The organism is Enterobacter cloacae complex sp. 402C9 (genome assembly GCF_050030745.1).
Classification (GTDB): Bacteria; Pseudomonadota; Gammaproteobacteria; order Enterobacterales; family Enterobacteriaceae; genus Enterobacter; species Enterobacter intestinihominis.
This window is the reverse complement of record NZ_JBLGUW010000001.1, coordinates 2990871-3010169: the sequence shown is the minus strand read 5'-3', so window position 1 is coordinate 3010169 and position 19299 is coordinate 2990871. Positions and strand designations below refer to the sequence as shown.

Genomic DNA, 19299 nt, shown 5'->3' with positions numbered 1-19299 from the left:
TCTCTTAATGCTACACTCAGGTAAAACCCATTTGCGGGGATGTGTAAATAAGGTAATTGCGAAGATTTAATTACAAAAGACGATATTTAGGATATATCGCAATAAATGGTCTGGTGCTCTATTTTGTCAATATAAAGAAAATCCGAAAACCTCAAAACTTTGCTCTTAATATTAATCTTAAAAACGAATATTAGGACGGTTGTCTCCTTGCCTGCTATTAGGTTAGCTGCAACAATTCTTCCAGCATCAAATGTTAAATCTCCTTGTTGCTATTTTTGTTTCAGTCTTTGGTGAAGGTTATACATTATCAATCACCCGTTTAAGGTGGCGGATATATTTCTCAAAAGGCCTGATCCAAGAGGGTGTCTAACCATAACGCATTGTTTAGTCAGTGGATTGGTAACTGAAAGCCAAGGGCGGTAGCGTGCCTGAAAGCGTGTGAATCAGCCTCAATTATTCTGTCAATAGCCAATGGATGAATAAGCTTTTTTTAGGACTGATGCCAGTTATATTGCTAAATGATTAACTGCATTCTGATTGTCACCACGACCCGCGCTTATTTTAATTGCACAGGATAATTACTCTGCCAAAGTGATAAATAATCAATGATGAAATCCAAAATGAAATTGATGCCATTATTGGTGTCTGTGACCTTGATGAGTGGTTGCACGGTCTTTCCCGGCAGCAATATGTCAACAATGGGCAAGGATGTGATTAAACAGCAGGATGCTGATTTTGATCTCGACAAAATGGTGAATGTTTACCCATTAACCCCACGTCTGGTAGAACAATTACGCCCACGTCCGAATGTTGCTCAGCCAAATATGTCTCTGGACCAGGAAATTGCCTCTTACCAGTATCGCGTTGGTCCGGGTGACGTCATTAACGTGACCGTCTGGGATCACCCGGAACTGACCACACCTGCGGGCCAGTACCGTAGCTCAAGCGACACCGGTAACTGGGTACAGTCCGATGGCACCATGTTCTATCCCTACATTGGCAAAGTGCACGTCGCGGGCAAAACGCTTGCTGAGATCCGTAGTGATATTACCGGCCGCCTGGCGCAGTACATTGCTGACCCGCAGGTGGACGTTAATATCGCCGCGTTCCGATCCCAGAAAGCCTATATCTCAGGCCAGGTCAACAAATCCGGCCAGCAGGCTATCACCAACGTCCCGCTCACCGTTCTTGATGCGATCAATGCCGCAGGCGGCTTAACCGACGGTGCTGACTGGCGCAACGTGGTGCTGACCCACAACGGCAAAGAGCAGCGCATTTCGCTTCAGGCTCTGATGCAAAACGGTGACCTGACCCAGAACCGTCTCCTCTATCCGGGCGATATTCTTTACGTGCCGCGCAACGACGATCTGAAAGTGTTCGTGATGGGTGAAGTGAAGAAACAGAGCACCCTTAAGATGGACTTCAGCGGTATGACCCTGACCGAAGCGCTGGGCAACGCGGAAGGTATCGATCTGACCGCCTCCAACGCCAGCGGCATCTTTGTGATCCGTCCGATCAAAGGCGAAAACGCGAAAGGCAAGATTGCCAACATCTACCAGCTGGACATGTCCGACGCGACGTCGCTGGTCATGGCAACGTCGTTCCGTCTCCAGCCATACGATGTGGTCTATGTCACCACCGCGCCGGTTGCCCGCTGGAACCGTCTGATCAACCAGTTGCTGCCTACCATCAGTGGCGTTCGCTACATGACGGATACGGCGAGCGACATTCATACCTGGTAAGCCGCGATGTTTAACAAAATTCTGGTGGTGTGTGTGGGGAACATTTGCCGTTCCCCCACGGCTGAAAGGCTGTTGAAAAATTACCAGCCTGCGTTAACGGTCGACTCCGCAGGGCTGGGCGCGCTGGTCGGAAAAGGTGCCGACGAACGTGCCGCAAGCGTCGCCCTTGAGCATAACCTCTCACTCGACGGGCACGTTGCCCGTCAGGTCTCTGGCCGAATGTGCCGGGAATATGACCTGATCCTCGCGATGGAAAAACGCCACATTCACGCGCTGTGCGATATCGCACCGGAGATGCGCGGCAAGGTGATGCTGTTTGGTCACTGGGATGGTGAGCGCGAAATTCCCGATCCGTATCGCAAGAGCCGCGAGGCCTTTGAGGCGGTATACACCTTACTAGACCAGTCTGCCCGCCAGTGGGCGCAGGCACTGAAAGCTCAGCAGGGATAACAATGACAGAAAAAACAAGACCTTCTGCCGCCCCGACGTCGGGCAGTGATGAAATCGATATCGGTCGCCTGGTCGGGACCGTTATTGAAGCGAAATGGTGGGTGCTGGGTATAACCGCCATCTTTGCCGTGGCGGCGATCGTTTATACGCTGTTCGCGACGCCTATTTACAGCGCCGACGCGCTGGTGCAGATCGAACAAAATACCGGAAACTCGCTGGTTCAGGATATCGGCTCTGCGCTGGCCAACAAGCCGCCGGCATCGGAGGCTGAAATTCAGCTGATCCAGTCGCGCCTGGTATTGGGCAAAACGGTTCACGATCTGGGGCTGGATATCGCGGTCACCAAAAACACCTTCCCGGTGTTTGGCGCAGGCTGGGATCGCCTGATGGGGCGCAGTAACGATACGGTAAAAGTGACCGACTTCGTGATTCCAAAAGGGGCAGGGGACCAAACCTTTACCCTGACCGTGCTGGGACCAAAACAGTATCAGCTGACCAGCGACGCAGGCTTCAGCGCGCGCGGCGAAGTGGGGCAGATGCTGACCAAAGATGGCGTGAGCATCAGGGTTGGTGCCATCCAGGCGCACGAGGGCGGTGAGTTTACGGTCACCAAATTCTCGACGCTCGGGATGATCAACAATCTGCAAAACAACCTGACCGTCACCGAAAACGGCAAGGACACCGGCGTCCTGAGCATGACCTTCACCGGTGAAGACAAGGATCAAATCCGCGACATCCTGAACAGCATCACCCGTAACTACCTTGAGCAGAACGTTGAGCGCAAGTCAGCGGAAGCCGCTAAAAGCCTCGCGTTCCTCAGTAAACAGCTGCCGGAGGTGCGCGCCCGTCTGGATGACGCCGAGAACAAGCTGAACGCATACCGTCAGGATAAAGACTCCGTCGACCTGCCGCTGGAGGCGAAATCGGTTCTCGACTCCATGGTCAATATTGATGCGCAGCTAAACGAGCTGACCTTTAAAGAGGCGGAAATTTCCAAGCTCTATACCAAACGTCACCCGGCGTACCGCACGCTGCTCGAGAAACGTCGTACCCTGGAAGAAGAGAAGGCGAAGCTGAATGACCGCGTGACCGCGATGCCGAAGACGCAGCAGGAAATCGTACGCCTGACGCGTGATGTGGAATCCGGCCAGCAGGTTTACATGCAACTGCTGAACAAGCAGCAGGAGCTGAAAATCACCGAAGCCAGCACCGTGGGCGACGTGCGTATCGTTGACCCGGCGATTACCCAGCCGGGCGTGCTGAAGCCGAAGAAAGCGCTGATTATCCTCGGCAGCATTATTCTCGGCCTGATGCTCTCTATCGTCGGCGTGCTGCTGCGCTCGCTGTTCAACCGCGGTATCGAAAGCCCGCAGGTGCTGGAAGAGAACGGGATCAGCGTGTACGCCAGCATCCCGCTTTCGGAGTGGCAGAAGTCCCGTGACAGCGTCAAAACCGTTAAGGGCGTCAAGCGTTACAAACAGAGCCAGCTGCTGGCCGTGGGTAACCCGACCGACCTGGCGATTGAAGCGGTGCGTAGCCTGCGTACCAGCCTCCACTTCGCCATGATGCAGGCCAAAAACAACGTCCTGATGATGACAGGTGTCAGCCCGTCAATTGGTAAGACCTTCGTCTGTGCCAACCTGGCGGCGGTGGTGAGCCAGACCAACAAGCGCGTGCTGCTGATCGACTGCGACATGCGTAAGGGCTACACCCATGAGCTGCTGGGTACCAACAACGTTAACGGCCTGTCGGAAATCCTGCTGGGTAAAGGGGAGATCAGCGAGAGCGCCAAGCCGACCTCGATTCCGAAATTTGACCTGATCCCGCGTGGCCAGGTACCGCCGAACCCGTCTGAACTGCTGATGAGCGAGCGCTTCACGCAGCTGATCGAGTGGGCAAGCAAAAACTATGACCTGGTGCTGATCGATACCCCACCAATTCTGGCGGTCACCGACGCCGCCGTGGTAGGGCGTCATGCGGGCACCACGCTGATGGTTGCACGCTATGCGGTGAACACCCTGAAGGAAGTGGAAACCAGCCTGAGCCGCTTTGAGCAGAACGGTATTGAGGTGAAAGGGGTCATTCTGAACTCCATCTTCCGCCGTGCGACGGGTTATCAGGATTACGGCTACTACGAGTACGAATACAAGTCTGACTCTAAATAACAAAACACACCCCACACCCCTCACCCTAACCCTCTCCCCTGAGGGGAGAGGGGACTGCCTGGTGCGGTCTTTCACCCTCCCCCCTTCGGGGAGAGGGCCGGGGTGAGGGGCAGGAGGAATACATGAGCACACAACGCCCTTTGATTTCTATCTATATGCCGACATGGAATCGTCAGCAGCTGGCGATCCGCGCGATTAAATCGGTCCTGCGTCAGGATTACGATAACTGGGAACTGATTATCGTGGATGACTGTTCCTCCTCTTACGAACAGCTGCAAAAGTTTGTCGAAGACCTGAACGACCCGCGCGTGGTGTACACGCACAACGCCATCAACTCCGGGGCGTGCGCGGTGCGCAATCAGGCGATTATGCAGGCGAAAGGGCAGTATCTGACCGGTATCGACGATGATGACGAATGGACGCCAAACCGTCTGTCGATCTTCCTGTCGCACAAAGCGCAGCTGGTGACCCACGCGTTTCTGTATGCCAACGACTATGTCTGTCAGGGCGAGGTCTATTCGCAGCCGGCCAGCCTGCCGCTGTATCCGAAATCACCGTATTCCCGCCGCCTGTTCTACAAGCGCAACATCATTGGCAATCAGGTATTTACCTGGGCCTGGCGCTTTAAGGAGTGTCTGTTCGATACCGAGCTGAAGGCCGCACAGGATTACGACATTTTCCTGCGGATGGTGGTGGAGTACGGCGAGCCGTGGAAGGTGGAAGAGGCCACGCAGATCCTGCACATCAACCACGGGGAGATGCAGATCACCTCGTCACCGAAAAAATTCTCGGGCTACTTCCATTTTTACCGCAAGCACAAGGACAAGTTTGACCGTGCCAGCCGGAAGTATCAGCTCTTCACCCTGTATCAGATCCGTAACAAGCGCATGAACTGGCGCACGCTGCTGACGCTGCTGTCGGTGCGTAACGGCAAGCGTCTGGCTGACGGGCTTCGGGGGAAATAATGTTTCTGGAAGATTGCCGCGCTAACAGCTGGAGCCTGCGCCCGTGCTGCATGGTTCTGGCCTACCGTATTGCGCACTTTTGCTCGGTGTGGCGCAAAAAAAATGTGCTGAACAATATCTGGGCCGCGCCGGTGCTGGTGCTGTACCGCATCATCACCGAATGCTTTTTTGGCTATGAAATTCAGGCCGCTGCCACCATTGGCCGCCGCTTTACCATTCATCACGGCTATGCGGTTGTCATCAACAAGTTCGTCGTCGCGGGTGATGATTTCACCATTCGCCACGGGGTGACAATCGGCAACCGTGGGCCAGACAGCCTGGCCTGCCCGGTGATTGGCAATAACGTCGAGCTGGGCGCCAACGTGGTGATGATCGGGGAGATTACCGTGGGCAATAACGTGACGGTTGGCGCAGGTAGCGTGGTGCTGGACAGCATTCCGGACAATGCGCTGGTGGTGGGCGAGAAAGCCCGCGTGAAGGTGATTAAATGAACATTCTGCAATTTAACGTACGCCTCGCAGAGGGCGGGGCGGCAGGCGTAGCGCTGGATCTGCACCAGCGCGCGCTGCAAAAAGGATTACAGTCGCGCTTTGTTTACGGTTACGGCAAGGGCGGCAAGAAAAGCGTCAGCCATGATAACTATCCGCAGGTGCTGAAGCAGACGCCACGTCTGACCTCCATCGCCAATATTGCGCTGTTCCGCCTGTTTAACCGCGACCTGTTCGGCAACCTGAATAACCTCTACCGCACCGTCACCCGCACCCGCGGGCCGGTTGTGCTGCACTTCCACGTGCTACACAGCTACTGGCTGAATCTGGAAGAGGTGGTAGCGTTTTGTGGAAAAGTGAAGGCGCACAAGCCGGACACCCGTTTCGTCTGGACGCTACACGACCACTGGAGCGTGACCGGACGCTGCGCCTTTACCGACGGCTGCGAAGGCTGGAAAGATAACTGCCAGAAATGCCCTACGCTCAGCAACTATCCGCCGGTGAAGGTCGATCGCGCGCATCAGCTGGTTGAGGGCAAGCGTCAGCTGTTCCGCGACATGCTCTCGCTCGGCTGCACCTTTATCTCTCCAAGCCAGCACGTGGCAGATGCTTTTAATAGCCTGTACGGAGCAGGGCGCTGCCAGATTATCAACAACGGTATTGATGTGGCGACGGAAGAGATCCTGGCCGAACTGACGCCCGTAGCCATTACCACCGGCAAGCCGAATATTGCGGTCGTCGCCCATGACCTGCGCTACGACGGCAAAACCAACCAACAGCTGGTGCGCGACATGATGGCGCTCGGCGACAAAATTGAGCTGCATACCTTCGGCAAATTCTCGCCGTTCGAAGGCGCTAACGTGGTGAATCACGGGTTTGAAACCGACAAGCGCAAACTGATGAGCGCGCTCAACGGTATGGACGCGCTGGTGTTCAGCTCCCGCGTGGACAACTACCCGCTGATCCTGTGCGAAGCGCTCTCCATTGGCGTGCCGGTCATTGCCACCCACAGCGACGCGGCGCGCGAAGTGCTGGAGAAATCGGGCGGTAAAACCTTCAGTGAGAACGAGGTGCTGCCGCTGGTGCAGCTGTCGAAGGCCGATATCGCGCAGGCTGTTTTTGGCACGGACCTGGAATCGTTCCGCAACCGCAGCCGTAAAGCGTACAGTGGACAACAGATGCTGGAGGAGTATGTCTCGTTCTATCAGAATCTGTAGTTATCTGCTGCTGCCGCTGATCTACCTGCTGGTCAACGTCAAGATTGCCCAGCTCGGTGAAAGCTTCCCAATCACCATCGTCACCTTCCTGCCGGTTCTGCTGTTGCTATACGTTGATAAGCTTAACCTCAAAAAGCTGATGATTGCGCTGGGGATCGGGTTTGGTCTGACGGCGTTTAACTACATCTTTGGTCAGTCGCTGGACGCCAGCAAATATGTCACCTCCACCATGCTGTTTGTTTATATCGTTATCATTATTGGCATGGTGTGGAGTATTCGTTTTAAAACTATCTCTCCGCACAATTATAGGAAAATCCTCAGGTTCTTTTATATTGTCGTCGGGCTGATTGTTATGCTTGCGGCATTGGAGATGGCGCAAATTATTCTCACAGGCGGCAGTAGCCTGATGGAAATAATTTCGAAATATCTTATATACAGTAACAGCTATGTACTGAACTTCATTAAGTTTGGTGGCAAGCGTACCACTGCGCTCTATTTTGAACCGGCGTTTTTTGCTCTGGCATTAATCTCAATTTGGCTCAGCATCAAACAGTTCGGTATCAAAACCCCCAAGACCGATGCTATGATTCTTGCAGGAATCGTTCTGTCAGGGTCGTTCTCAGGGGTAATGACGTTTATTCTGTTTTACCTGCTGGAGTGGGCGTTCCAGTACCTGAACAAAGAGGCGATTAAGAAAAAACTGCCGCTGGCGATCATTTCTCTGACGGTATTTTTAGTGGGCGTAATATTCGCATTCCCGTACATTTCTGAACGTCTGGGTGATTTGGGAACGGAAGGTTCGTCGTCCTATTATCGCATCATTGGTCCACTGGTGATGGTGGGTTATTCCTTAACCCATATTGATGGCGTAGTAAGATTCGGCTCACTTTACGAATATGTTGCATCATTCGGAATCTTTAACGGTGCGGATGTCGGTAAAACCATAGACAATGGTCTGTATCTGTTAATTATCTATTTTTCCTGGTTCGCCGTACTGTTGACACTGTGGTATCTGTTTAAAGTTTTCAAAATGATGATTAACGCGTTTGGTGATAACCAGAACTTTCGCGTGCAACTTTATCTGTTCACACCGGTGTCGTTGTTTTTTACCGGGTCAATATTTAGCCCGGAATATGCATTCTTAATTGTATGTCCGTTTATTTTGCGCAAAGCGCTGAATATTACGAGCGTATGAAGAAATGAGGTGATTTATGTTTCTTAGCGTCATTACTGTCGCCTTTCGTAACCACGAAGGGGTGGTAAAAACCTGGCGCTCGCTGCGCAACCTGGCGCGCGATCCGAGCCTCACCTTTGAGTGGATCGTGGTCGATGGCGGCTCGAACGACGGCACGGCGGAGTTCCTGGAAAAACTTAACGGTGAGTTCAACTTACGTTACATCAGCGAGAAAGATAAAGGCATTTACGATGCCATGAATAAAGGCATCAACATGGCGCAGGGGCGCTACGCCATCTTCCTCAATTCCGGCGACGTGTTCCATGAAGATGTGGCGATGTTTGCACGCCAGCTGGCGCGCCAGAAAGAAGATGCCATGTTTATCGGTGATGCGCTGCTTGATTTCGGCGAGGGGAAAAAAGTCCTGCGCGGCGCGAAACCAGGCTGGTATATCTACCACAGCTTGCCGGCAAGCCATCAGGCTATTTTCTTTCCGATGAGCGGCCTGAAAAAGCAGCCTTACGATTTGCAATATAAAGTGTCATCAGATTATGCCCTGGCCGCCAGCCTGTACAAATCTGGCTACCCGTTCCGTCGAATTAAAGGACTGGTATCCGAATTTTCAATGGGCGGCGTGTCAACCTCGAATAATCTGGAATTGTGCCAGGATGCCAAAAACGTGCAGCGTAAAATATTACGCGTACCGGGGTTCTGGGCGGAATTATCTTATTTCTTACGTCTGAAAACGACGGGTAAAGCGAAAGCCTTATATAACAAAGCCTGAGATATAAGGAAACGTAATGCAGGAATTAAATGGATTCTCCGTGCCGAAAGGCTTTCGGGGCGGGAGCGGTATTAAAGTTCAACTGTGGTGGGCTGTACAGGCAACGTTATTTGCCTGGTCGCCGCAAATACTGTACCGCTGGCGCGCATTTTTACTGCGTCTGTTTGGCGCAAAAATAGGAAAAAACGTAGTCATTCGTCCTTCGGTGAAAATTACTTATCCCTGGAAATTAACGCTTGGGGATTACGCCTGGGTTGGGGATGACGCGGTGTTATATACCCTTGGCGAGATTACGATTGGCGCAAATTCGGTGGTTTCACAGAAGTGTTATTTGTGCACCGGCAGCCACGATTTTATGAGCCCGCATTTTGATATTACCGCTTCGTCTGTTGTGATCGGTGAAAAATGCTGGCTGGCAACGGATGTTTTTGTTGCACCCGGTGTTTCTGTTGGCGATGGCACGGTAGTCGGTGCCCGCAGCAGCGTTTTTAAATCGCTACCGGCAAATAAAATTTGCCGTGGCAACCCCGCAGTGGTGATACGCGAACGCGTTGAAACTGATTAAATTCATAAGTAGAGGAATATAAACATGTCTAAAGTCGCTCTCATCACCGGCGTTACCGGGCAGGATGGTTCTTACCTGGCAGAGTTACTGCTGGAAAAAGGGTATGAAGTACACGGTATTAAACGTCGTGCGTCTTCATTTAACACCGAACGTGTCGATCACATTTACCAGGATCCGCATGCGGCAAACCCGAAATTCCACCTGCACTACGGCGACCTGACCGATACCTCCAACCTGACCCGCATCCTGCAGGAAGTACAGCCGGATGAAGTCTACAACCTGGGCGCGATGAGCCACGTTGCGGTTTCCTTCGAATCCCCGGAATACACCGCTGACGTGGACGCCATGGGTACCCTGCGTCTGCTGGAAGCGATTCGCTTCCTGGGTCTTGAGAAGAAAACCCGTTTCTATCAGGCATCTACCTCTGAGCTGTACGGCCTGGTGCAGGAAATTCCACAGAAAGAGACCACGCCGTTCTACCCACGTTCTCCGTACGCGGTAGCGAAACTGTACGCTTACTGGATCACTGTGAACTACCGTGAATCCTACGGCATGTACGCCTGTAACGGCATTCTGTTCAACCACGAATCCCCACGTCGTGGCGAAACCTTCGTGACCCGTAAAATCACCCGCGCGATCGCTAACATCGCTCAGGGTCTGGAGTCTTGCCTGCACCTCGGCAACATGGACTCCCTGCGTGACTGGGGCCATGCGAAAGACTACGTGAAAATGCAGTGGATGATGCTGCAGCAGGAACAGCCAGAAGACTTCGTGATCGCGACCGGCGTGCAGTACTCCGTACGTCAGTTCGTTGAGATGGCTGCGGCACAGCTGGGCATCAAGCTGCGCTTCGAAGGCACCGGCGTGGAAGAGAAGGGTATCGTTGTTTCCGTGACCGGCCACGACGCACCGGGCGTGAAGCCAGGCGACGTGATTGTTCAGGTGGATCCGCGTTACTTCCGTCCTGCTGAAGTGGAAACCCTGCTGGGCGACCCAACCAAAGCGCACGAGAAGCTGGGCTGGAAACCAGAAACCACCCTGCAAGAAATGGTATCCGAGATGGTGGCCAAAGATCTTGAAGCAGCGAAAAAACACTCCCTGCTCAAGTCCCATGGCTACGAGGTTGCCATCGCGCTGGAGTCCTGAGAATGACAAAACAACGTATTTTTGTCGCCGGTCATCGCGGAATGGTGGGTTCCGCGATTGTCCGCCAGCTTGAACAGCGCGGCGACGTTGAGGTGATTGTTCGCACCCGCGACGAGCTGAACTTGCTTGACAGCAAAGCGGTGCAGGACTTCTTCGCCAGCGAACGTATCGACCAGGTGTATCTGGCGGCGGCGAAGGTGGGCGGCATTGTCGCTAACAACACCTACCCGGCGGATTTCATCTACGAGAACATGATGATTGAGAGCAACATCATTCACGCGGCGCATCTGCACAACGTGAACAAGCTGCTGTTCCTCGGTTCATCCTGTATTTACCCAAAAATGGCGAAACAGCCGATCGCCGAGAGCGAACTGTTGCAGGGCACGCTGGAAGCCACCAACGAGCCGTACGCGATTGCCAAAATTGCCGGGATCAAGCTGTGTGAATCGTACAACCGTCAGTATAACCGCGACTATCGCTCGGTGATGCCGACCAACCTCTACGGACCGCACGACAACTTCCACCCGAGCAATTCGCACGTGATCCCGGCGCTGCTGCGTCGTTTCCACGAGGCGACTGCCGAAAACGCCCCGGACGTGGTGGTGTGGGGCAGCGGCACGCCAATGCGCGAGTTCCTGCACGTGGACGATATGGCGGCAGCCAGCATTCACGTCATGGAGCTGGATCGCGAGGTGTGGCAGGAAAACACCGAGCCGATGCTGTCGCACATTAACGTCGGGACCGGCGTGGACTGCACCATTCGCGAGCTGGCGCAGACCATCGCGCAGGTGGTGGGCTACAAAGGACGCGTGGTGTTTGATGCCACCAAACCGGACGGCACGCCGCGCAAGCTGCTGGACGTGACCCGTCTGCATCAGCTTGGCTGGTATCACGAGGTCTCACTGGAGCAGGGGCTGGCCAGCACCTACCAGTGGTTCCTGGAAAACCAGCACCGCTTCCGGGGGTAATGATGTTTTTAAGTCAGGAAGATTTTGCCACGGTGGTGCGTTCCACTCCGCTCATCTCAATTGATTTGATCGTGGAGAACGAACGCGGCGAGTTCTTGCTGGGGAAACGAACCAATCGTCCTGCACAGGGCTTCTGGTTCGTGCCCGGCGGGCGCGTGCAGAAGGATGAGACGCTAAGCGATGCGTTTGAGCGTCTCACTCTGGCGGAACTGGGCCTGCAACTGCCGATGGCAGCGGGCCAGTTTTACGGGGTCTGGCAGCACTTCTATGACGATAACTTTTCGGGCACCGGGTTCACCACGCACTATGTCGTGCTGGGGTTCCGCCTGAAGGTGAGTGAGGCAGACCTGCGTCTGCCTGATTCTCAGCATGACGATTACCGCTGGTTAACGCCAGAGGCGCTGCTGGCAAGCGACAACGTCCATGACAACAGTCGGGCGTACTTCCTTGCGGAACGTCAGGCCGAGGTGCCAGGCCTATGAAAATCCTCGTCTACGGAATTAACTACTCGCCGGAGCTTACCGGTATCGGGAAATACACCGGCGAGATGGTCGAGTGGATGGCGAGCCAGGGACATGACGTGCGGGTGATTACCGCCCCGCCGTATTACCCGGAGTGGAAGGTAGGCGAACGCTATTCCAGCTGGCGCTACCGCCGCGAAGAGGGGGCTGCGACCGTCTGGCGCTGCCCGCTCTACGTGCCGAAACAGCCCTCGACGCTGAAACGTTTAATTCATCTGGGCAGCTTTGCCCTGAGCAGTTTTTTCCCGCTGATGGCGCAGCGTCGCTGGAAGCCGGATCGCATCATCGGCGTGGTGCCGACGCTGTTCTGCACGCCAGGCATGCGCCTGCTGGGAAAACTCTCCGGCGCGCGCACCCTGCTGCACATTCAGGATTATGAAGTGGACGCCATGCTCGGACTGGGGATGGCCGGGAAAGGCAAGGGCGGCAAGGTGGCGAAGCTCGCCAGCGCCTTTGAGCGCAGCGGCCTGCACAACGTGGATTACGTCTCGACCATCTCGCGCTCGATGATGAACAAGGCGCAGGAGAAGGGTGTCCCGGCGGAGAAGGTGATCTTCTTTCCGAACTGGTCCGAAGTGGCGCGTTTCCGCGATGTGACAGACCAGGATGCGCAGGCGTTACGCGCGCAGCTCGGGTTGCCTGAAGATCAAAAAATCATTCTTTACTCAGGCAACATCGGCGAAAAACAGGGGCTGGAGAGCGTGATTGACGCCGCGCTTCAGCTGAGCGAACACCCGTGGATGTTCGTGATAGTCGGGCAGGGCGGCGGTAAAGCGCGGCTGGAAAAAATGGCCAGCGAGCGCGGACTGACCAACATCCGCTTCTTCCCGCTTCAGTCTTATGACGCGCTGCCCGCGCTGCTGAAAATGGCGGATTGCCATCTGGTGGTACAAAAACGCGGCGCGGCGGATGCGGTGCTGCCGTCCAAGCTGACCAACATTCTGGCAGTGGGCGGAAATGCGGTGATTACGGCAGAAGCCGCAACAGAATTAGGCCAGCTGTGCAACAGCTACCCGGGCATTGCCGTTTGCGTAGAGCCAGAATCGGTTCCTGCGCTGGTGACCGGAATTGAGCAGGCACTCGCCATGCCAAAAGAGAACACGGTGGCACGTGAATATGCCGAACGCACGCTCGAGAAAGAGAACGTGCTGAGCCAATTTATTGCAGATATACGGGGATAAATCATGAGTCAAACCACTTTGTATCCGGTCGTAATGGCGGGTGGATCCGGGAGCCGGTTGTGGCCACTGTCCCGCGTGCTTTATCCAAAACAATTTCTGTGCCTGAAGGGCGACCTCACCATGCTGCAAACGACGGTTAACCGTCTGCACGGCGTGGAGTGTGAAAGCCCGGTGGTGATCTGTAACGAGCAGCACCGCTTTATCGTTGCCGAGCAGCTGCGCCAGCTGAATAAACTGACCGAAAATATCATTCTGGAGCCTGCCGGACGCAACACCGCGCCTGCTATTGCTCTTGCGGCGCTGGCGGCAAAACGCAGCAGCCCGGACTGCGACCCGCTGATGCTGGTGCTGGCGGCTGACCACGTTATTCAGCAGGAAGACGCCTTCCGCGACGCGGTTCGCGCGGCGATTCCTTACGCTGAGAACGGCAAGCTGGTGACCTTCGGCATCGTGCCGGATCTCCCGGAAACCGGCTATGGCTACATTCGCCGCGGCAGCGTTACGCCTGGTGAAGGCGACAGCGTGGCCTTTGACGTGGCGCAGTTTGTCGAAAAACCGAATCTGGAAACCGCCCAGGCCTACGTGGCCAGCGGTGAATACTACTGGAACAGCGGTATGTTCCTGTTCCGCGCCGGTCGCTATCTGGAAGAGCTGGAAAAATATCGCCCGGATATCTTAAATGCCTGCGAAAAAGCGATGGCGGTGGTGGATCCGGATCTCGATTTTATCCGCGTGGACGAAGAAGCCTTCCTCGCCTGTCCGGAAGAGTCCATTGACTATGCCGTGATGGAACGTACGGCAGATGCGGTAGTGGTGCCGATGGATGCGGGCTGGAGCGACGTTGGCTCCTGGTCGTCACTGTGGGAGATTAGCGCCCATACCCCGGAGGGTAACGTCCATCACGGTGATGTGATCAGCCACAAAACGGAAAACAGCTACGTCTACGCCGAATCTGGCCTTGTCACCACGGTAGGGGTGAAAGATCTGGTGGTCGTGCAGACCAAAGACGCGGTGCTGATTGCCGACCGTAATGCCGTGCAGGACGTTAAAAAAGTGGTGGAGAAGATCAAGGCCGATGGCCGCCACGAACACCATATTCACCGCGAAGTCTACCGCCCGTGGGGCAAATATGACTCCATTGACGCCGGCGAGCGTTACCAGGTGAAACGCATCACCGTGAAGCCTGGAGAAGGGCTGTCGGTGCAGATGCACCATCACCGCGCCGAACACTGGGTAGTGGTGGCGGGGACAGCCAAAGTGACCATCAACGGTGAAGTGAAGCTGCTCGGTGAAAACGAGTCCATTTATATTCCGCTGGGTGCCACGCACTGCCTGGAAAACCCGGGGAAAATTCCACTCGACTTAATTGAGGTGCGTTCCGGTTCGTATCTGGAAGAGGACGATATCGTGCGCTTCCAGGACCGCTACGGGCGGGTGTAGCGCCGTCTTAACGCCGGATGGCGCTTCGCTTATCCGGCCTACGAATGAATAAAAAACAATTAAGCCTGTTAACGGGCGGGCCAACTGTTGCCTGAAAAAGGGGTCATCATGGAAAAATTAACCTGTTTTAAAGCCTACGATATTCGCGGCAAGCTGGGCGAAGAGCTGAACGAAGACATTGCGTGGCGCATCGGCCGCGCGTACGGCGAATACCTGAAACCACAAACTATCGTGCTGGGCGGCGACGTGCGTCTCACCAGCGAATCCCTGAAGCTGGCGCTGGCGAAAGGGCTACAGGACGCGGGCGTCGACGTGCTGGACATTGGCCTTTCCGGTACCGAAGAGATCTATTTTGCCACCTTCCACCTCGGCGTGGACGGCGGTATCGAAGTGACGGCCAGCCATAACCCGATGGACTACAACGGCATGAAGCTGGTGCGCAAGGGCGCGCGTCCTATCAGCGGCGACACCGGTCTGCGCGATGTGCAGCGTCTGGCCGAGGCCAACGACTTCCCGCCGGTGAACGAAGCGAAGCGCGGCAGCTATAAGCAGATCAACCTGCAAAAAGAGTACATCGACCACCTGCTGGGCTACATCAACGTGGCGAACCTCAAACCGCTGAAGCTGGTGATTAACTCCGGCAACGGCGCGGCAGGCCCGGTTGTCGATGCACTTGAAGCCCGCTTTAAGGCGCTGAACGTGCCGGTGACCTTCGTCAAAGTGCACAACACGCCTGACGGCAACTTCCCGAACGGTATTCCTAACCCGCTGCTGCCGGAGTGCCGCGACGACACCCGCAACGCGGTGATTGAGCACGGCGCCGATATGGGTATCGCCTTTGACGGCGATTTCGACCGCTGCTTCCTGTTCGACGAGAAAGGGCAGTTTATCGAAGGCTACTACATCGTTGGCCTGCTGGCGGAAGCGTTCCTTGAGAAAAACCCGGGCGCGAAGATCATTCATGATCCGCGTCTTTCCTGGAACACCGTTGACGTGGTGAAGGCCGCGGGCGGCGAGCCGGTGATGTCCAAAACCGGCCACGCGTTTATCAAAGAGCGTATGCGCGAGGAAGACGCCATCTACGGCGGCGAGATGAGCGCCCACCACTATTTCCGTGATTTTGCCTACTGCGACAGCGGGATGATCCCGTGGCTGCTGGTAACCGAGCTGCTGTGCCTGAAAGGGCAGAGCCTGGGCGAGCTGGTGCGCGACCGCATGGCGGCGTTCCCGGCGAGCGGGGAGATCAACAGCAAACTGGCACAGCCAGCCGAGGCCATCGCCCGCGTCGAACAGCACTTTGCCATTCATGCGCTGGAGATTGACCGTACCGACGGTATCAGCATGGCGTTCCCGCAGTGGCGCTTCAACCTGCGCTCCTCCAACACCGAGCCGGTGGTGCGCCTGAACGTGGAGTCCCGCGCCGATACCGCGCTGATGGAAGCCCGAACGAAGGACATTCTGGCGCTGTTGAATCAGTAAAAATAAAACCTTACCCCTCACCCTAACCCTCTCCCCAAAGGGGAGAGGGAACTTGAACACCCTCTCCCCTTTGGGGAGAGGGCCGGGGTGAGGGGCGAGGGGAAAGGTTTAGAACTAAAGGAACAACGATGACAAATCTAAAAAAGCGCGAGCGAGCGAGAACGAATGCATCGTTAATCTCTATGGTGCAGCGTTTTTCTGATATCACCATCATGGTCGGCGGACTGTGGGCGGTGTGTTGGGTCAGCGGGCAGCCGTTCTTATACATGCACTTGCTGATGGCGTTGATTGCGCTGGTGGTGTTTCAGATGATCGGCGGCATGACCGATTTCTATCGTTCATGGCGTGGCGTCAAAATGACCACCGAACTGATGCTGTTGCTCCAGAACTGGACCTTAAGCCTGATTTTCAGCGCAGGCCTGGTGGCGTTCAGCCATGATTTTGATAATCGGCTTGTGACCTATCTCTGCTGGTATCTGTTAACCAGCGTTGGCATGGTGGTCTGCCGCTCGCTGATCCGCTTTGGCGCGGGCTGGCTGCGCAACCGTGGGTATAACCGTCGCTTTGTTGTCGTGGCGGGCGACCTGCCGGTGGGACAGGTGTTGCTCGACAGCTTCCGCAAAGAGCCATGGTTAGGTTTTGAAGTGGTCGGGGTTTATCACGACGCGAAGCCCGGCGGCGTACCATCTGACTGGGCGGGCAGCTACGAACAGCTGATAGAAGACGCGAAAGCCGGCAAAATTCACAACGTCTACATCGCCATGCAGATGAAAGATGAATCCCGCATCAAGAAACTGATGCGCGAGCTTGCCGATACCACCTGCTCGGTGATCCTCATCCCTGACGTGTTTACCTTCAATATTCTCCACTCCCGTATTGAAGAGGTGAACGGGGTACCGGTTGTTCCGTTGTACGACACGCCGCTGTCGGGGATTAACCGCGTGCTGAAGCGCGTGGAGGATATCGTACTTTCGTCCCTGATCCTGCTGCTCATCTCCCCGGTGCTGTGCTGCATTGCGCTGGCGGTGAAGCTCAGCTCTCCGGGGCCGATCATCTTCCGTCAGACCCGCTACGGCATGGACGGTAAGCCGATCATGGTGTGGAAATTCCGCTCCATGAAGGTGATGGAGAACGACAAGGTGGTGACCCAGGCGACGCAGAACGATCCGCGCGTCACCCGCGTGGGTAACTTCCTGCGCCGTACCTCGCTCGATGAGCTGCCGCAGTTCATCAACGTGTTCACCGGCGGGATGTCCATCGTCGGTCCTCGTCCCCACGCCGTGGCCCATAACGAGCAGTACCGTACCCTGATCGAAGGCTACATGCTGCGCCATAAGGTGAAGCCGGGCATCACCGGCTGGGCGCAGATCAACGGCTGGCGCGGCGAGACCGACACGCTGGAAAAAATGGAAAAACGCATCGAGTTCGATCTGGAGTACATCCGTGAGTGGAGCCTCTGGTTCGATATCAAGATTGTTTTTCTGACCATTTTCAAAGGCTTCGTGAACAAAGCGGCGTACTAAGATGAGCTTACGAGAAAAAACCATCAGCGGCGCAAAATGGTCAGCCATGGCCACCATCGTCATCATTGGCCTCGGCCTGGTGCAGATGACGGTGCTGGCGCGCATTATCGATAACCACCAGTTTGGTCTGCTGACCGTCTCGCTGGTGATTATCGCCCTGGCCGATACGCTGTCGGACTTTGGTATCGCCAACTCCATTATCCAGCGCAAAGAGATCAGCCATCTGGAGCTGACCACCCTCTACTGGCTGAACGTCGGGCTGGGTATCTTCGTCTTTGTGCTGGTGTTCCTGCTGAGCGATGTGATTGCCAGCGTGCTGCATAACCCGGACCTGGCGCCGCTGATGCGCACCCTGTCGTTTGCTTTCGTGGTGATCCCGCACGGGCAGCAGTTCCGCGCGCTGATGCAGAAAGAGCTGGAGTTCAATAAGATAGGCATGATTGAAACCAGCGCCGTGCTGGCGGGCTTTACCTTCACCGTTGTCAGCGCCCATTTCTGGCCGCTGGCGATGACCGCCATTCTCGGCTACCTCGTTAACTCTGCCGTGCGCACGCTGCTGTTTGGCTTCTTTGGCCGCAAGATTTATCGCCCGGGACTGCATTTTTCGCTGGCGTCTGTTTCATCCAACCTGCGCTTCGGCGCGTGGCTGACGGCAGACAGCATTATCAACTATGTGAATACTAACCTCTCTACGCTGGTGCTGGCGCGCATTCTGGGCGCGAGCGTCGCGGGCGGCTACAACCTGGCGTATAACGTCGCGGTTGTCCCACCGATGAAGCTCAACCCAATCATTACCCGCGTGCTGTTCCCGGCGTTCGCCAAAATTCAGGACGATACCGAGAAGCTGCGTGTGAACTTTTACAAGCTGCTCTCCGTGGTGGGGATCATCAACTTCCCGGTACTGCTGGGGCTGATGGTTGTCGCCAGCAATTTCGTACCGCTGGTGTTTGGCGAGAAGTGGAACAGCATCATCCCAATCCTGCAACTGCTGTGCGTTGTGGGGCTGCTGCGCTCGGTGGGGAACCCGATTGGTTCTCTGCTGATGGCGAAGGCGCGCGTGGATATCAGCTTCAAGTTCAACGTGTTTAAAACCTTCCTGTTTATTCCGGCAATTATTGTGGGCGGGCACATGGCGGGTGCCATTGGCGTGACGCTCGGCTTCCTGCTGGTGCAGATCGTCAATACCGTGCTGAGTTACTTCGTGATGATCAAACCGGTGCTGGGCTCCAGCTACCGTCAGTACATCCTCAGCCTGTGGCTGCCGTTCTATCTCTCCTTACCGACGCTTGCGGTGAGCTACGGCCTGGGCGTGGTGCTCAACGGGCATCTGCCGCTGGCGGCGCTGCTTGCGGTGCAGGTCGCGGCAGGCGCGCTGGCATTCGGCGTGATGATTGTACTGTCACGCAATGCGCTGGTGGTTGAGATAAAGCGCCAGTTTTGCCGTAACGAAAAAATGAAAACGCTGCTTCGCGCAGGCTAATTTTACGAGGC

At 55.4% G+C, this 19299-nt stretch carries 17 protein-coding genes; all 17 read left to right on the top strand.

Features of this window, described 5'->3' with window-relative positions; all coding sequences use genetic code 11:
* The first annotated feature begins 605 nt into the window (after positions 1-605).
* The 17 genes from ACQG1K_RS14440 to wzxC all read left to right on the top strand — a co-directional run bounded on the left by ACQG1K_RS14440 (position 606) and on the right by wzxC (position 19288).
* Complete coding sequence (locus ACQG1K_RS14440; RefSeq protein ID WP_022648641.1) at positions 606-1742, top strand: polysaccharide export protein; 1137 nt, start codon at positions 606-608, stop codon at positions 1740-1742.
* 6 nt (positions 1743-1748) lie between these two features.
* Positions 1749-2192 carry a low molecular weight protein-tyrosine-phosphatase Wzb gene (wzb, locus tag ACQG1K_RS14435; protein WP_003862078.1) on the top strand — a complete coding sequence of 148 codons (444 nt, stop codon included), beginning with the start codon at positions 1749-1751 and terminating at the stop codon, positions 2190-2192.
* A 2-nt stretch (positions 2193-2194) separates the two neighbouring features.
* Entirely contained in the window at positions 2195-4357 is a 2163-nt protein-coding gene (wzc, locus tag ACQG1K_RS14430) for a tyrosine-protein kinase Wzc (protein WP_022648640.1), read from the top strand.
* 122 nt (positions 4358-4479) lie between these two features.
* Complete coding sequence (wcaA, locus tag ACQG1K_RS14425; protein ID WP_006811246.1) at positions 4480-5322, top strand: colanic acid biosynthesis glycosyltransferase WcaA; 843 nt, start codon at positions 4480-4482, stop codon at positions 5320-5322.
* Positions 5322-5813 carry a colanic acid biosynthesis acetyltransferase WcaB gene (wcaB, locus tag ACQG1K_RS14420; RefSeq protein ID WP_023300548.1) on the top strand — a complete coding sequence of 164 codons (492 nt, stop codon included), beginning with the start codon at positions 5322-5324 and terminating at the stop codon, positions 5811-5813. Before wcaA ends, wcaB begins: the two co-directional genes overlap by 1 nt.
* Positions 5810-7027, top strand: coding sequence for a colanic acid biosynthesis glycosyltransferase WcaC (gene wcaC, locus ACQG1K_RS14415; RefSeq protein WP_045308632.1), 1218 nt, complete (start codon positions 5810-5812; stop codon positions 7025-7027). The genes wcaB and wcaC overlap by 4 nt, the downstream gene beginning before the upstream one ends.
* The gene (wcaD, locus tag ACQG1K_RS14410; protein WP_022648637.1) at positions 7002-8222 is read left to right on the top strand and encodes a colanic acid polymerase WcaD; all 1221 of its coding nucleotides are present in this window, start codon (positions 7002-7004) and stop codon (positions 8220-8222) included. The genes wcaC and wcaD overlap by 26 nt, the downstream gene beginning before the upstream one ends.
* A 16-nt stretch (positions 8223-8238) precedes the next feature.
* Positions 8239-8985 carry a colanic acid biosynthesis glycosyltransferase WcaE gene (wcaE, locus tag ACQG1K_RS14405; protein WP_367075994.1) on the top strand — a complete coding sequence of 249 codons (747 nt, stop codon included), beginning with the start codon at positions 8239-8241 and terminating at the stop codon, positions 8983-8985.
* A gap of 16 nt (positions 8986-9001) precedes the next feature.
* Complete coding sequence (gene wcaF / locus ACQG1K_RS14400) at positions 9002-9550, top strand: colanic acid biosynthesis acetyltransferase WcaF (RefSeq protein WP_367075992.1); 549 nt, start codon at positions 9002-9004, stop codon at positions 9548-9550.
* A gap of 24 nt (positions 9551-9574) precedes the next feature.
* Entirely contained in the window at positions 9575-10696 is a 1122-nt protein-coding gene (gmd, locus tag ACQG1K_RS14395; RefSeq protein WP_003863514.1) for a GDP-mannose 4,6-dehydratase, read from the top strand.
* A 2-nt stretch (positions 10697-10698) separates the two neighbouring features.
* Entirely contained in the window at positions 10699-11664 is a 966-nt protein-coding gene (gene fcl / locus ACQG1K_RS14390; RefSeq protein ID WP_015572377.1) for a GDP-L-fucose synthase, read from the top strand.
* A 2-nt stretch (positions 11665-11666) separates the two neighbouring features.
* Positions 11667-12146, top strand: coding sequence for a GDP-mannose mannosyl hydrolase (locus ACQG1K_RS14385; protein WP_072201098.1), 480 nt, complete (start codon positions 11667-11669; stop codon positions 12144-12146).
* The gene (wcaI, locus tag ACQG1K_RS14380; RefSeq protein ID WP_022648633.1) at positions 12143-13366 is read left to right on the top strand and encodes a colanic acid biosynthesis fucosyltransferase WcaI; all 1224 of its coding nucleotides are present in this window, start codon (positions 12143-12145) and stop codon (positions 13364-13366) included. The genes ACQG1K_RS14385 and wcaI overlap by 4 nt, the downstream gene beginning before the upstream one ends.
* A 3-nt stretch (positions 13367-13369) precedes the next feature.
* Positions 13370-14806: a mannose-1-phosphate guanyltransferase gene (gene cpsB, locus ACQG1K_RS14375; protein ID WP_023300545.1), complete on the top strand. Its 1437-nt coding sequence runs from the start codon at positions 13370-13372 to the stop codon at positions 14804-14806.
* 108 nt (positions 14807-14914) lie between these two features.
* Complete coding sequence (cpsG, locus tag ACQG1K_RS14370) at positions 14915-16285, top strand: colanic acid biosynthesis phosphomannomutase CpsG (protein WP_022648631.1); 1371 nt, start codon at positions 14915-14917, stop codon at positions 16283-16285.
* Positions 16286-16413: 128 nt separating this feature from the next.
* The gene (gene wcaJ, locus ACQG1K_RS14365; RefSeq protein WP_426720824.1) at positions 16414-17808 is read left to right on the top strand and encodes an undecaprenyl-phosphate glucose phosphotransferase; all 1395 of its coding nucleotides are present in this window, start codon (positions 16414-16416) and stop codon (positions 17806-17808) included.
* 1 nt (position 17809) lies between these two features.
* The gene (gene wzxC, locus ACQG1K_RS14360) at positions 17810-19288 is read left to right on the top strand and encodes a colanic acid undecaprenyl disphosphate flippase WzxC (protein WP_063841326.1); all 1479 of its coding nucleotides are present in this window, start codon (positions 17810-17812) and stop codon (positions 19286-19288) included.
* Positions 19289-19299 lie beyond the last annotated feature (11 nt).